Annotated in this window: 12 protein-coding genes and 1 pseudogene; 3 read left to right on the plus strand and 10 right to left on the minus strand. The window is 69.9% G+C overall.

Going from position 1 to position 13,520, the window contains the following annotated elements; translation table 11 throughout:
- A partial coding sequence (locus ACVNF4_RS23025) for a glycerate kinase (RefSeq protein ID WP_461804766.1) occupies nucleotides 1-209 on the plus strand: 209 nt, incomplete at its 5' end.
- Nucleotides 210-247: 38 nt separating this feature from the next.
- On the opposite strand, the gene ACVNF4_RS23030 is transcribed toward ACVNF4_RS23025, so the two are convergent.
- A complete protein-coding gene (locus ACVNF4_RS23030) occupies nucleotides 248-1,126 on the minus strand; it encodes an oxidoreductase (protein ID WP_461804767.1) in 879 nt (292 codons plus the stop codon).
- Between the two features lie 135 nt (nucleotides 1,127-1,261).
- Here ACVNF4_RS23030 and ACVNF4_RS23035 point away from each other — a divergent pair, with 135 nt between their 5' ends.
- A complete protein-coding gene (locus tag ACVNF4_RS23035) occupies nucleotides 1,262-2,083 on the plus strand; it encodes a helix-turn-helix domain-containing protein (protein ID WP_461804768.1) in 822 nt (273 codons plus the stop codon).
- A gap of 56 nt (nucleotides 2,084-2,139) precedes the next feature.
- Here the strand turns inward: ACVNF4_RS23035 and pssA are convergent, their stop codons facing one another.
- The 9 genes from pssA to ACVNF4_RS23080 form a co-directional block, all read right to left on the minus strand.
- Nucleotides 2,140-2,994, minus strand: coding sequence for a CDP-diacylglycerol--serine O-phosphatidyltransferase (pssA, locus tag ACVNF4_RS23040; RefSeq protein WP_461804769.1), 855 nt, complete (start codon nucleotides 2,992-2,994; stop codon nucleotides 2,140-2,142).
- The gene (locus ACVNF4_RS23045; protein ID WP_461804770.1) at nucleotides 2,981-3,637 is read right to left on the minus strand and encodes a phosphatidylserine decarboxylase; all 657 of its coding nucleotides are present in this window, start codon (nucleotides 3,635-3,637) and stop codon (nucleotides 2,981-2,983) included. Before ACVNF4_RS23045 ends, pssA begins: the two co-directional genes overlap by 14 nt.
- Nucleotides 3,638-3,808: 171 nt before the next feature.
- Complete coding sequence (locus ACVNF4_RS23050) at nucleotides 3,809-5,023, minus strand: acyl-CoA dehydrogenase family protein (RefSeq protein WP_461804771.1); 1,215 nt, start codon at nucleotides 5,021-5,023, stop codon at nucleotides 3,809-3,811.
- Nucleotides 5,024-5,029: 6 nt separating this feature from the next.
- Nucleotides 5,030-5,536 carry a MaoC family dehydratase gene (locus ACVNF4_RS23055; RefSeq protein WP_461804776.1) on the minus strand — a complete coding sequence of 169 codons (507 nt, stop codon included), beginning with the start codon at nucleotides 5,534-5,536 and terminating at the stop codon, nucleotides 5,030-5,032.
- A gap of 5 nt (nucleotides 5,537-5,541) precedes the next feature.
- Nucleotides 5,542-6,504 carry an HpcH/HpaI aldolase/citrate lyase family protein gene (locus ACVNF4_RS23060; protein WP_461804772.1) on the minus strand — a complete coding sequence of 321 codons (963 nt, stop codon included), beginning with the start codon at nucleotides 6,502-6,504 and terminating at the stop codon, nucleotides 5,542-5,544.
- A complete protein-coding gene (locus ACVNF4_RS23065; protein WP_461804773.1) occupies nucleotides 6,501-8,552 on the minus strand; it encodes a protein meaA in 2,052 nt (683 codons plus the stop codon). The genes ACVNF4_RS23060 and ACVNF4_RS23065 overlap by 4 nt, the downstream gene beginning before the upstream one ends.
- Nucleotides 8,553-8,561: 9 nt before the next feature.
- Nucleotides 8,562-9,899, minus strand: a complete 1,338-nt coding sequence (ccrA, locus tag ACVNF4_RS23070; RefSeq protein WP_461804777.1) for a crotonyl-CoA carboxylase/reductase — start codon at nucleotides 9,897-9,899, stop codon at nucleotides 8,562-8,564.
- Between the two features lie 384 nt (nucleotides 9,900-10,283).
- On the minus strand, nucleotides 10,284-11,123 hold the full coding sequence (locus ACVNF4_RS23075; protein ID WP_461804774.1) for a TetR family transcriptional regulator: 840 nt from the start codon (nucleotides 11,121-11,123) through the stop codon (nucleotides 10,284-10,286).
- Between the two features lie 85 nt (nucleotides 11,124-11,208).
- Complete coding sequence (locus ACVNF4_RS23080; RefSeq protein WP_461804775.1) at nucleotides 11,209-13,032, minus strand: 3-hydroxyacyl-CoA dehydrogenase family protein; 1,824 nt, start codon at nucleotides 13,030-13,032, stop codon at nucleotides 11,209-11,211.
- A 358-nt stretch (nucleotides 13,033-13,390) separates the two neighbouring features.
- Between ACVNF4_RS23080 and ACVNF4_RS23085 the strand changes: the two are divergent.
- Nucleotides 13,391-13,520 (plus strand): annotated as a pseudogene (locus ACVNF4_RS23085) (adenylosuccinate lyase); the annotation flags it as partial.

Here is a 13,520-nt window from a genome sequence, read left to right on the forward strand (position 1 = left end):
GCGTCGCCGCCGCCGCCCGCGCCGCCGGCAAGGACGTCGTCGCCGTCTGCGGTCGCCTCGCCCTCACCCCGGAAGCCCTCACCGGCGCGGGCATCCGCCGCGCGTACCCGCTCACCGAGGTCGAACCGGACGTCTCCCGGTGCATCGCGGAGGCGGGACCGATCCTGGAGAGGGTGGCGGAGCGGATCGCGCGGGACCTGCTGGTCTGAGAGGACGTACGGTCATCGGCTGGTATGACCAAACCTCGCTACCTCCCCCCGGCCCCGATTCCATCCAGCTCCACCACGGCCTCCTCCGGCAGCACCACCCCCGCCGCCGCCAGATTCTCCCGCAGATGCACCACCGAAGACGTCCCCGGAATCAGCGCGATCGCCGGAGACCTCCGCAGCAGCCACGCCAACGCCACCTGCTGCGGCGACGCCCCGAGCCGGGCCGCGACATCCGCCAGCGTCCGCGACTGGAGCGGCGTGAACCCGCCGAGCGGAAAGTACGGGGCGTACATGATCCCCTCCGCCGCGCACCGGTCGACGAGCGCGTCGTCCTCCCGATGGGCCAGGTTGTAGAGGTTCTGCACGGTCACCACGGGCGCGATCCCCTGCGCCTCCGTGACCTGCGCGGACGTGACCGTGCTCAGCCCGAGATGCCGGATCAGCCCCTCCTCGCGCAGCTCGGCGAGCGCGGCGAACGCCTCCGCGACGGACTCGTCGTTCGTACCCTGCCGCGTGCCGAAGCGCAGATTGACGACGTCGAGCGTCTCCACATCGAGGTGCTTCAGGTTGTCGTGGACCTGGGCGCGCAGGTCGTCGGGGTCCCGGGTGAGGTTCCAGGAACCGTCCGGCCCACGCCGGCACCCCACCTTCGTGACGATCCGCAGCTCGGCGGGGTAGGGGTGCAGGGCCTCACGGATCAGCTCGTTGACGACCGTCGGCCCGTAGAAGTCGGCGGTGTCGATGTGCGTGACGCCCGCGTCGACGGCCGCCCGCAGCACCGCGATCGCGGCGGCACGGTCCTTCGGCGGGCCGGACACACCGGGCCCGGCGAGCTGCATCGCGCCGTATCCCATCCGGGTCAGCGTCAGGCCCGGGGCCGGAGTGATCGTCCCGCCGGGCAGGGGAGTCGAGGTCATGCCGGTTCACCTGTTTCTACGTCCGGTTTCTGTGTGTCGAGCCTGCGCCGCCGGACCCGGACGTGGTTACGCCCCGCTGTTCCTGGGGGTGACAGGACCAGGCACCGGCGCGCGGGACGGCCGTACGGTGGGGCCATGGACGAGAACGCGCTCGGCGAGTTCCTGAAGGCCCGCAGGGCGCTGGTGCGGCCCGAGGACGTGGGGCTGCCCGGCGGCGGGCTGCGCAGAGTGCCGGGGCTGCGCCGGGAGGAGGTCGCGCTGCTCGCGGGGATCAGCGCGGACTACTACCTGCGCCTGGAACAGGGCCGCGACCGCAACCCCTCCGCGCAGGTCCTGGAGGCCATCGCGCGCGTGCTGCGCCTCGACACCGACACCACCGCCTACCTCCTCGGCCTGACCCGCCCCCGCAGCCGTACCGGACGGCAGGGCGTCGAGCGGGTCCCCGACGGCCTGCGGCAGCTCCTCGGCACCTGGGACCGCCACCCCGCCTACGTCCAGAACCGGCTCACCGACGTCCTCGCCGTCAACGCGATGGCCGCCGCCCTCTCCCCGAAGTACCACGTCGGCGGCAACCTGCTGCGCTCGCTGTTCCTCGGCCCGGCCGACCAGGACCACCACGAGAACTGGGAGCGGATCACCGAGGACGCCGTGGCCGTGCTCCGCGCCAGGACCGACGCCGCCGACCCGCGCCTGCACACCCTGGTCGACGAACTGTCCCGGGGCAGCGACCGCTTCCGCACCCTGTGGGCACGCCACCAGGTCCAGCGCCAGATGGAGTACGCGATCAGGACGCGCCACCCCCTGGTCGGCGAGCTGGAGCTGTACAAGCACAAGCTCACGGTCGACGGGTACGACGGCCTGTCCCTGGTCGTCTTCCACGCCGTCCCCGGCAGCCGCAGCGCCGAACTCCTGGAGATCCTCGGCAGCCTCAGCGCCCCCGCACCCCAGGAACGCTGAAGCGCCCCGGACCTCTGCGGTCCGGGGCGCCTCGGTGTCGTACGTGGAGCAAGCGGTTACGGCAGTTGTGCCGTCCGCGCCTCGCGGCGGTTGCCGCGGAAGTTGTTCACCCGGCGGGCCGTGGCGAACAGGGGGATGACCGCGCCCATGACGAGCTGGAGCGCGCACCCCGTCTGGAGGAGGAGCTGGCCGCCGGGGGCGCCGAACGCCCAGGCCGCGAGCATTCCCATCGACAGGACGATCCACGCGAGCATCGCCCCCGCGAGCGGTCCGCGCGGCTTCGGGTACTCGACCCGGCTCACCATCAGCCACGCCGTCCCGACGATCGCCAGAACCGTCGCCACGAACGGCAGCTCCAGCAGGACGATCGCGACGACCGTCAGCGCGCCGAACGGCGACGGCATGCCCTGGAACATGCCGTTCGCGGGTGTCACGCACGAGAAGCGCGCGAGTCTCAGCACCACCGCGAGCAGCACCACGACCGCGCCGACCGCCGCCACCCGCTGGTGCGCGTCGTTGGCGACCATGCCGTAGACCAGGACGAAGTACGCCGGGGCCAGCCCGAAGCTGACCAGGTCGGAGAGGTTGTCCAGCTCCGCGCCCATCGGGGACGAGCGCAGCTTGCGGGCGACGAGCCCGTCGAACAGGTCGAAGACGGCCGCGCAGAGCATGAGGATGACGGCGGTGGCGGCGCTGCTGCGCGCCATGCCGGACTCCTGGCTGCCGGTGAGGTGCGGGATGAGGATGCCGGTGGTGGTGAAGTACACCGCCATGAAGCCGCACGTCGCGTTGCCGAGGGTGAGGGCGTCCGCTATCGACAGCCGCAGAGAGAGGGGCATCTCCTCCTCTTCGTCCGTCTCCTCGGCCTCCGGCACCCAGCCGGTCTGCGTCTCAGGGTCAATCACGGTCAAGACGAGTCACCCCCGCCACGGTCTTCTGCCCGACCTCGACAGCGGCCTCGATGCCCTCGGGAAGGTAGACGTCCACGCGCGAACCGAACCGGATCAGACCGATGCGCTCACCCTGCTCGACCTTCGTGCCCTCAGGGATGTAGGGGACGATGCGACGGGCGACCGTGCCAGCGATCTGGATCATCTCGATGTCACCGAGTTCGGTGTCGAAGTGCCAGACGACCCGCTCGTTGTGCTCGCTCTCCTTGTTGAACGCCGGGACGAAGCCGCCCGGGACGTGTTCCACGGAGGTCACCGTGCCGGCCAGGGGCGCGCGGTTGACGTGCACGTTGAGCGGGCTCATGAAGATCGCGACCCGGGTCCGTCCGTCCTTCCACGGCATGATGCTCTGCACCACGCCGTCGGCGGGGGAGATGACCCGGCCCGAGGCGATCTCTCGCTCGGGGTCGCGGAAGAACCACAGCATGCCCGCCGCGAGTGCGGTGGCGGGCACGGCGACGGCCTTCGCGGCGCCGGAGCGGCGGGCGCGCAGGAGGCTGACGGCGGCGGTGGCGACGGTCGGGAGAAGCCACGGCGATGCTCCGCGCGCAAGGCGTACGGCAGCGAGGCTGTCGCGAGGTGCAGAGGTTTGGCTGTGGGGCATGGATGACCTTCGTAGCGGATGATGCCGCGCTCGAAACGGGGGACGGCGGCTTTCCGGCGATCGTAGCGGTTCACGACCACAACTGGGTAAGCCAGGAAGACGAGTCGGCGGCTGAGAGCGATTGACGGGGTGTGACCTTCTTCTCGAAGAAAACACCCCCAACCGGTATATCTAGCCGTGGAACCGATACTCTTCGAGCAGCCTCCGGCCGATGATCATTTTCTGGATCTCGGCGGTGCCCTCACCGATCAGGAGCATCGGCGCCTCGCGGTACAGACGCTCGATCTCGTACTCCTTGGAGAAGCCGTAGCCGCCGTGGATCCGGAAGGCGTCCTCGACCACCTCCTTGCAGTACTCGGAGGCGAGGTACTTCGCCATCCCGGCCTCAAGGTCGTTTCGCTCACCCGAGTCCTTTTTGCGTGCCGCATTGACCATCATCGCATGGGCGGCCTCGACCTTGGTAGCCATCTCCGCGAGCTTGAACTGGATCGCCTGGTGCTGGGCGATCGGCTTGCCGAAGGTGTGCCGTTCCTGGGCGTACCGGACACCCAGCTCGAAGGCGCGCTGAGCGACGCCGCAGCCACGCGCCGCCACGTTCACGCGGCCGACCTCGACTCCGTCCATCATTTGGTAAAAACCTCGGCCGGTGGTCCCGCCCAGTACACGGTTCGCGGGAACCCGCAGGTCAGACATGACCAGCTCGGTCGTATCGACGCCCTTGTACCCCATCTTCTCGATCTTCCCGGGGATCGTCAGACCCGGACGCACCTCCCCGAACCCGGGCTCTTTCTCCACCAGGAACGTCGTCATCGCCTTGTGCGGCTTGGCCGCCGCCTCCGAAGGGTCGTGTCCTTCGTCACTTCGTACGAGAACCGCCACCAGTGACGACGTCCCGCCGTTCGTCAGCCACATCTTCTGACCGTTCAGGACGTACTCGTCGCCGTCCCTGACCGCTTTCGACGTGATCGCCGACACGTCGGAGCCCAGGCCCGGCTCCGACATCGAGAACGCCCCCCTGACGTCCCCGGCGGCCATCCGCGGCAGGAAGTACTCCTTCTGCTCCCGCGTGCCGTGCTGCTTCAGCATGTACGCCACGATGAAGTGCGTGTTGATGATCCCGGACACCGACATCCAGCCCCGGGCGATCTCCTCCACGCACAGCGCGTACGTCAGGAGCGACTCGCCCAGACCGCCGTACTCCTCCGGGATCATCAGCCCGAACAGGCCGAGCTCCCGCAGGCCGTCCACGATCGCTTGCGGGTACTCGTCCCGGTGCTCCAGCTCGGTCGCGACCGGGATGATCTCCTTGTCGACGAAGTCCCTGACGGTGGACAGGATCTCGGCCTGTACGTCGGTGAGGCCGGCGGTCTGTGCGAGGCGTGCCATGGTCTCTCAGCCCTCCTGAAGTTCCGGGCGGCCGGGCTGCTCGCCGCCGCGCTCCTCGATGTACGTCCGCGTCGGCACCATGACCTTGCGGCGGAACACGCAGACCAGCGTGCCGTCCTGCTTGTAGCCCTTGGTCTCGACGTGCACGATCCCTCGGTCGTCCTTCGACTTCGACGGCCACTTGTCCAGCACCGTCGTCTGCCCGTAGACGGTGTCTCCGTGGAACGTCGGCGCCACGTGCTTCAGCGACTCGATCTCCAGGTTGGCGATCGCCTTGCCGGAGACGTCCGGCACCGACATGCCGAGCAGCAGGGAGTAGACGTAGTTCCCGACCACCACGTTCCTGCCGAAGTCCGTCGTGTTCTCGGCGTAGTTGGCGTCCATGTGGAGCGGGTGGTGGTTCATGGTGAGGAGGCAGAAGAGGTGGTCGTCGTACTCCGTGACCGTCTTCCCGGGCCAGTGCTTGTACACCGCCCCGACCTCGAACTCCTCGTAGGTGCGCCCGAACTGCATCTGTCTCACGCCTCCGGGATCTCGAACTTCGACGTCCGGGTCATCCCCGCCGCCCTGCCCTTGCCGGAGACGACCAGGGCCATCTTGCGGCTCGCCTCGTCGATCATCTCGTCGCCGAGCATCGCCGAGCCCTTCCTCCCGCCCGCCTCGGACGTGTGGTACTCGTACGCGTCGAGGATCAGCTCCGCGTGGTCGAAGTCCTCCTGCGACGGCGAGAAGATCTCGTTGGACGCCTCGACCTGACCCGGGTGCAGCACCCACTTGCCGTCGAACCCGAGCGCGGCGGCACGGCCGGCGACCTCGCGGTAGCCGTCGACGTTGCGGATCTGGAGATAGGGGCCGTCGATCGCCTGGAGGTCGTTCGCGCGGGCCGCCATCAGGATCTTCATGAGGATGTAGTGATAGGCGTCCGCCGGGTAGCCCGGCGGCTGCTCGCCGACCACGAGGGACTTCATGTTGATCGACGCCATGAAGTCGGCCGGGCCGAAGATGATCGTCTCGACACGTTGACTGGCCTGGGCGATCTCATTGACGTTGTTGAGTCCCTGTGCATTCTCGATCTGGGCCTCAATACCGATGCGGCCGACCTCGAAGCCCATCGTCTTCTCGATCTGCGTCAGGAGGAGGTCGAGCGCCACGATCTGCTGCGCGTTCTGCACCTTCGGCAGCATGACGCAGTCGAGGTTGTGGCCGGCGCCCTCGACGACCGTGACGACGTCCCGGTACGTCCACTCCGTCGTCCAGTCGTTGACGCGCACCACCCTCGTCTTGCCCGTCCAGTCGCCCTCGTTGAGGAACTTGACGACGGTGTGCCGCGCCTCCGGCTTCGCGAGCGGCGCGCACGCGTCCTCCAGGTCCAGGAACACCTGGTCCGCCGGGAGGCCCTGGGCCTTCTCCAGGAAGCGCGGGTTGCTGCCCGGCACGGCGAGACAGGAGCGGCGGGGGCGCAGGCGGTTGACGGGCGTCATGCGGGGACCTCCAGGGGGTCGAGCCGGTTCGCTTTGCGGATCTCGTCGACGATGCGGCCGATGATCCCGGTGATGTCGAAGTCCTTCGGGGTGAAGACCGCGGCCACACCCGCGGCCCGCAGCTCGTCGGCGTCACCGCTGGGGATGATGCCACCGGCGATCACCGGAATGTCTGTGGCACCGGCCACACGCAGCCGGTCCAGTACATCCGGCACCAGCCGGGCGTGCGACCCGGACAGGATCGACAGGCCGACGGCGTGCACGTCCTCCGCCAGCGCCGCGTCCACGATCTGCTCGGGCGTCAGCCGGATCCCCTGGTAGACCACCTCGAACCCGGCGTCCCGCGCCCGCACGGCGATCTGCTCGGCGCCGTTGGAGTGCCCGTCGAGCCCCGGCTTCCCCACCAGGAACCGCAGCCTCCCGGAGCCCAGGTCCCGCGCGGTGACGTCCACCCGGCGGCGCACCTCGGCGAGCGCCGAGCCCTCCGCGACGGGGACGGCGACCGGCGCCGACGAGACACCCGTGGGCGCCCGGAACTCGCCGAACACCTCCCGCAGCGCGCCCGCCCACTCGCCGGTCGTGATCCCCGCGCGGGCGCACTCCAGGGTGGCCTCCATCAGGTTCTCCTCGCCCCGCGCGGCCTCCTTGAGCCGGTCGAGGGCCTGCCGGACGGTCGGGTAGTGGAACGGGTCGCCCATGCCCTGCCGGTCGGACGACTCCTGACGGGTGGTCCGCCAGTTCCCGACGGCCGCGACGACACGTTCCTCGACAGCCGGATCGACTGTCTGGATCGCTTGACCGAGATCGGCGGTCAGTGGATTGGGCTCGGTCGTGTTGAACGCATTGACGCCGACGATCAACTCTTGACCGGACTCAATACGTGCCCGGCGCTCCGCGTGCGACGCCACCAGCTGCGACTTCAGGTACCCCGACTCCACGGCGGCCATCGCCCCGCCCATCTCCTGGATCCGCGCCATCTCCGCGAGGGAGTCCGCGACCAGCGCGTCCACCTTCTTCTCGACGACGTGCGACCCGGCGAAGATGTCCTCGTACTCCAGCAGATCGCTCTCGTGCGCCAGCACCTGCTGGATCCGCAGCGACCACTGCTGGTCCCACGGCCTCGGCAGCCCCAGCGCCTCGTTCCACGCCGGCAACTGCACGGCCCGCGCGCGGGCGTCCTTCGACAGCGTCACCGCGAGCATCTCCAGCACGATCCGCTGGACGTTGTTCTCCGGCTGCGCCTCCGTCAGCCCCAGCGAGTTGACCTGCACGCCGTAACGGAACCGGCGCTGCTTGGGGTCCTCGATGCCGTACCGCTCCCGCGTGATCCGGTCCCAGATGCGGCCGAACGCCCGCATCTTGCACATCTCCTCGATGAAACGGACCCCCGCGTTGACGAAGAAGGAGATGCGGCCGACGACGTCACCCTTTCGGTCGTCGTCGATCTGCCCGGACGCGAACACCGCGTCCAGCACCGCGACCGCCGTCGACATGGCGTACGCGATCTCCTGGACCGGCGTCGCGCCCGCCTCCTGGAGGTGATAGCTGCATATGTTGATCGGGTTCCACTTCGGCATGTGGTTGACCGTGTAACAGATCATGTCCGTCGTCAGCCGCAGGGAAGGGCCCGGCGGGAAGACGTGCGTCCCCCGCGACAGGTACTCCTTGACGATGTCGTTCTGTGTCGTCCCCTGGAGCTGTGCGACGTCCGCGCCCTGTTCCTCGGCGACGACCTGATAGAGCGCCAGCAGCCACATCGCGGTCGCGTTGATCGTCATCGAGGTGTTCATCCGCTCCAGGGGGATGTCCTGGAACAGCCGCCGCATGTCACCGAGGTGGGCCACCGGGACGCCCACCCGGCCGACCTCGCCGCGCGCGAGGACGTGGTCGGGGTCGTAGCCGGTCTGGGTCGGCAGGTCGAAGGCGACCGACAGGCCCGTCTGCCCCTTGTCGAGGTTGCGGCGGTACAGCTCGTTGGACGCCTCGGCGGTGGAGTGCCCGGCGTACGTCCGCATGAGCCACGGCCGGTCCTTCTGGCGCTCTGTCATCGGATGCCCTCAGACGTTCCGGAAGCGGTTGATGGCGTCGATGTGCTGCTCGCGCCTGGCGTGGTCGCGCACGCCGAGCCCTTCCTCGGGCGCGAGACAGAGCACCCCGACCTTGCCCTGGTGGAGGTTGCGGTGGACGTCGTACGCGGCCTGGCCGGTCTCCTCCAGGGCGTACACCTTGGAGAGCGTCGGGTGGATCTTCCCCTTGGCGACGAGGCGGTTGGCCTCCCACGCCTCGCGGTAGTTGGCGAAGTGCGAGCCGACGATCCGCTTGAGGGACATCCACAGGTAGCGGTTGTCGTACTCGTGGGTGTAGCCGGAGGTGGAGGCGCAGGTGACGACCGTGCCGCCCTTGCGGGTGACGTACACCGAGGCGCCGAAGGTCTCGCGGCCCGGGTGCTCGAAGACGATGTCGACGTCCTCGCCGCCGGTCAGCTCCCGGATGCGCTTGCCGAAGCGCTTCCACTCCTTCGGGTCCTGGGTGTGCTCGTCCTTCCAGAACTTGAAGTCCTCGGCGGTCCGGTCGATGACCGCCTCCGCGCCCATCCGGCGGCAGATCTCCGCCTTCCGCGGGCTGGAGACGACACAGATCGGGGTGGCGCCGCCGGCCAGCGCGAACTGCGTGGCGTACGACCCGAGTCCGCCGCTCGCGCCCCAGATCAGCACGTTGTCGCCCTGCTTCATCCCGGCGCCGTTGCGCGAGACGAGCTGCCGGTACGCCGTCGAGTTGACCAGCCCCGGCGAGGCGGCCTCCTCCCAGCTGAGGTGGTCCGGCTTCGGCATCAGCTGGTTCGACTTGACGAGCGCGATCTCCGCGAGGCCCCCGAAGTTCGTCTCGAAGCCCCAGATGCGCTGCTCCGGGTCGAGCATCGTGTCGTTGTGGCCGTCGGACGACTCCAGTTCGACGGACAGGCAGTGCGCGACGACCTCGTCCCCGGGCCGCCAGGCGTTGACTCCGGGGCCGGTGCGCAGGACGACGCCCGCGAGGTCGGAGCCGATGACGTGGTACGGCAGGTCGTGGCGCCGCGTCAGCTCGCTGACCTTGCCGTAGCGCTCCAGGAACCCGAACGTGGAGAGCGGCTCGAAGATCGACGTCCACACGGAGTTGTAGTTCACGGACGACGCCATGACCGCCACCAGGGCCTCACCCGGGCCGAGTTCGGGCACGCGCACCTCGTCCAGGTGCAGCGACTTGCGCGGGTCCTTGTCGCGGGTCCGCATCCCCGCGAACATCTCCGTCTCGTCCTTGTGCACGGTGATCGCGCGGTACGACTCGGGCAGCGGGAGGGCGGCGAAGTCGGCGGAGGTGCTCTCCGGCGACTGGATCGCCTCCAGGAAGTCCTTCACGGTCACGGTGTTGCCTCCGGCGGTGTGCGCCCCTGAGGGGAGGGCGCGGTGAGGGTGCTGGCTCGTGCGAGGTGCGGCGGCGCTTTGTGGCGCGGGAGGTTGCCTGTGACGCAGGCGTCCGGGTGCGCGGCGACGTGGTGCGCGGGGACAACCGGCGGACGGCTGTTCGCCGTGCGCCGGCCACCCGGACGACTTCAAGGTATGGCACCCCGTGTCACCCTGCAAGGCACTGGGTGCCAGGAATTGCGCTCAGGTGAATTCTTTACTTGACAAGTGAGCGATGATCGATCAAGTGGGGGTCCAAGGGTGTGTGAAAACGTGCCCTGGCATGCCAAAACGGCCACCCGGTGGGGTGGCCGTCGTCACAGAGATGTTCTTGTGGGGTCAGCGCTCCTTGAGCGCCTGCTCGATGGCCCGCATGACCTCGTCCAGCGGGGCGTCCGTGCGGGCGACCGTCACCAGCACCTCGCCCTGTCCCACCGACGACACCGGGGCCGGCCCGGCGGCGGACGGGGGCGTCACCGCGCGGCCCGGTCCGATGCCGGTGCCGAACGTGCGGCGCACGATCGCGAAGGCGTGGTCGAGCTGCGCCTCCACGTCGCCCTGGCCGCCCGCGCGCAGCCAGCGCCGCAGGACGTGGTTGTGCGCGGTGACGACGGCGGACGCGGCGACCTCGGCCAGCAGCGGGTCGTCGTTCGCGTCGTCGTCGTGCGCGTGCTCGTCGAAGTGGCCCAGGAGATAGCGGGTGAACAGGCGCTCGTAGCGGGCCACCGAGGCGATCTCCGCCTCGCGCAGGGTGGGCACCTCGCGCGTCAGCTTGTAGCGGGCGACCGAGATCTCCGGCCGCGCCGCGTACATCCGCATGACCTCCTTGATGCCGCGGCACACGGTGTCGAGGGGGTGCTCGTGGGCCGGGGCGGCGTTCAGCACCGCCTCCGCGCGGACCAGGGTGTCGTCGTGGTCCGGGAAGATCGCCTCCTCCTTCGAGCGGAAGTGGCGGAAGAAGGTGCGGCGCGCGACCCCGGCGGCTGCCGCGATCTCGTCGACGGTGGTCGCCTCGTAGCCCTTCGTCGCGAACAGTTCCATCGCGGCGGCTGCCAGTTCTCGGCGCATCTTGAGCCGCTGGGCGGCGGCACGGGTGCCTGCGGCACTCTCCGGCGCGTCGGACGAGGCGGGGGTACGGGAGGACTTGGCGGGCTGGGACATGACCCGAACGTACTGCATGTGCGCAGTTCGGTGCGCAGGTCCGGGGTCCGTCCGGCCTGCGGAATCGAGCAGCCCGCCCCGGTCCGCCGGTCCTCGGGAGGTGTCAGCGCCTCGCATGCTCGCGGAAGCCGCGGCCCGTCTTGCGGCCGAGGCAGCCCGCGGCGACCAGGTGCTCCAGGAGCGGCGCCGGCGCGAGGCCGGGGTCGCGGAACTCGCGGTGCAGGACCTTCTCGATGGCGAGGGAGACGTCCAGACCGACGACGTCCAGCAGCTCGAAGGGGCCCATCGGGTAACCGCCGCCCAGCTTCATCGCCGCGTCGATGTCGTCAAGAGACGCATAGTGTTCCTGCACCATCTTGATCGCGTTGTTGAGATACGGGAACAGCAGGGCATTCACGATGAACCCGGCCCGGTCTCCACAGTTGACGGGATGTTTCTTGATCCCTGCACAGACTTCGTCAACCGTTGATCGGACGTCTTCCGCCGTCAACACTGTACGGACGACCTCGACCAGCTTCATCGCCGGTGCCGGGTTGAAGAAGTGCATGCCGACGACGTCCTGGGGCCGCGACGTCGCCCGCGCGCACGCGATCACCGGCAACGACGACGTCGTCGTCGCCAGCACCGCCCCCGGCTTGCACACCTTGTCCAACGTCGCGAACAACTGCTGCTTGACCGCGAGATCCTCCGCGACCGCCTCGACGGCGAGGTCGACGTCCGCGAACGCGTCGTACGAACCGGCGGGCAGGATCCGGTCCAGTGCTCGGGCCGCCGCCTCGGCGCTGAGGCGCCCCTTGCCGACGGACCGCGCGAACGACGTCCCGATCCGGGCCTTCGCGAGGGCCGCCTTCTCCTCGGTGCGGGCGGCGAGGACGACGTCGTACCCGGCCTTCGCGAAGACCTCGGCGATGCCGGACGCCATGGTCCCGGACCCGGCGACGCCGACGCGGCGGACACGGCGGCCGGGGACGCCGGAGGCGCCGGGGACCGGGGTGAGGGCGTCGGGGACGACGGCGGAGCTGCCGGGGGCGTCGTACGTGTAGAAGCCGCGGCCCGCCTTGCGGCCGGTCAGACCGGCCTCGCTGAGCTGCCCCAGGATCGGCGCGGGGGCGTGCAGGCGGTCGTGGGAGGCGGCGTACATGGCGTCCAGGACGGTGCGCGCGGTGTCGATGCCGATCAGGTCGAGCAGGGCCAGCGGGCCCATCGGCAGGCCGCAGCCCAGACGCATCGCCGCGTCGATGTCCTCGCGGGAGGCGTACCGCGACTCGTACATCGCCGCCGCCTGGTTGAGGTAGCCGAACAGCAGGCCGTCCGCGACGAACCCCGGCCGGTCGCCGACCGCCACCGGCTCCTTGCCCAGGTCGAGGGCGAGTGCGGTGACCCGCGCGACGGCCTGCGGGGCGGTCAGCACCGACGAGACGACCTCGACGAGCTTCATCGCGGGCGCCGGGTTGAAGAAGTGCAGTCCGAGAACCCGCTCCGGACGCGCCGACTCGGCCGCGAGGCGGGTCACGGACAGGGCGTTCGTCCCCGTCGCGAGGATCGTGTCCGGCCGCACGATCGCGTCCAGTTCGCGGAAGAGCCGCTGCTTGATCTCGTACGACTCCGGCGCGACCTCGATCACCAGATCGGCGTCCGCCGCCGCCCGCAGGTCGGTGCCCGTGCCGACCAGGGCGAGCGCGTCCGCACGCTGCCGCTCGGTGAGCCGGCCGCGGGCCACGGCGCGGGCGGTGGAGGTCTCCAGCGCGGCGACGCAGCGGGCCGCCTGGACGGCGCTGACGTCGATGCCGATCACCCGGCGGCCGGCCTTCGCGAGGATCTCGGTGATACCGGCGCCCATGGTGCCGAGACCGACGACGGCGACGGTCCGCAGGGAGGCGGCGGCGTCGGGAGAGACGGGGGAAGAAGGGGACAGGGGAGTGGCCATCGAGGGACTCCAGGGGAGAGGTGACGACTGGGAGAGCGCCGGGTGCGCCGAAGGGGCGCGCGGGGCGCGGAAGGTGCGGGTGATACCGGGCTGCGAGCGCACACGCCCGGGGCCGCAGGCGGGGGCGCGCACACGCCCGCCGGTCGTACGGCGTCCTGCTGAACCGACCGGCCCTGTCCCGGAGCCGGGTCGTGCTACCCGTGGCGGCTGCGTCACCAGGCCGCCATGAGGAGATGTGCGGGAGGGTGTCCCGCTCGTCTGAGCTTAACCGGCGAGTAACGAGCGCGCCAGCCCCTGGAGCGGACGGACTTGGTGAACCCGCTCCCTTCCCGGTCGTACCCCGCCTACGCTCGGCACCATGGACGAAGAGTTGCGATCACTCACGGAACGCTTACGGCGGGAGTCCGGCGGGGGCGCGCTCTTCGAGCGGCTCGCGGCGGACGACGGCCCGGACGCGCTGGCGGCCGTGCTGACCGAGCCGGGGCAGC

The sequence above is a fragment of the Streptomyces sp. S6 genome, from assembly GCF_054880855.1.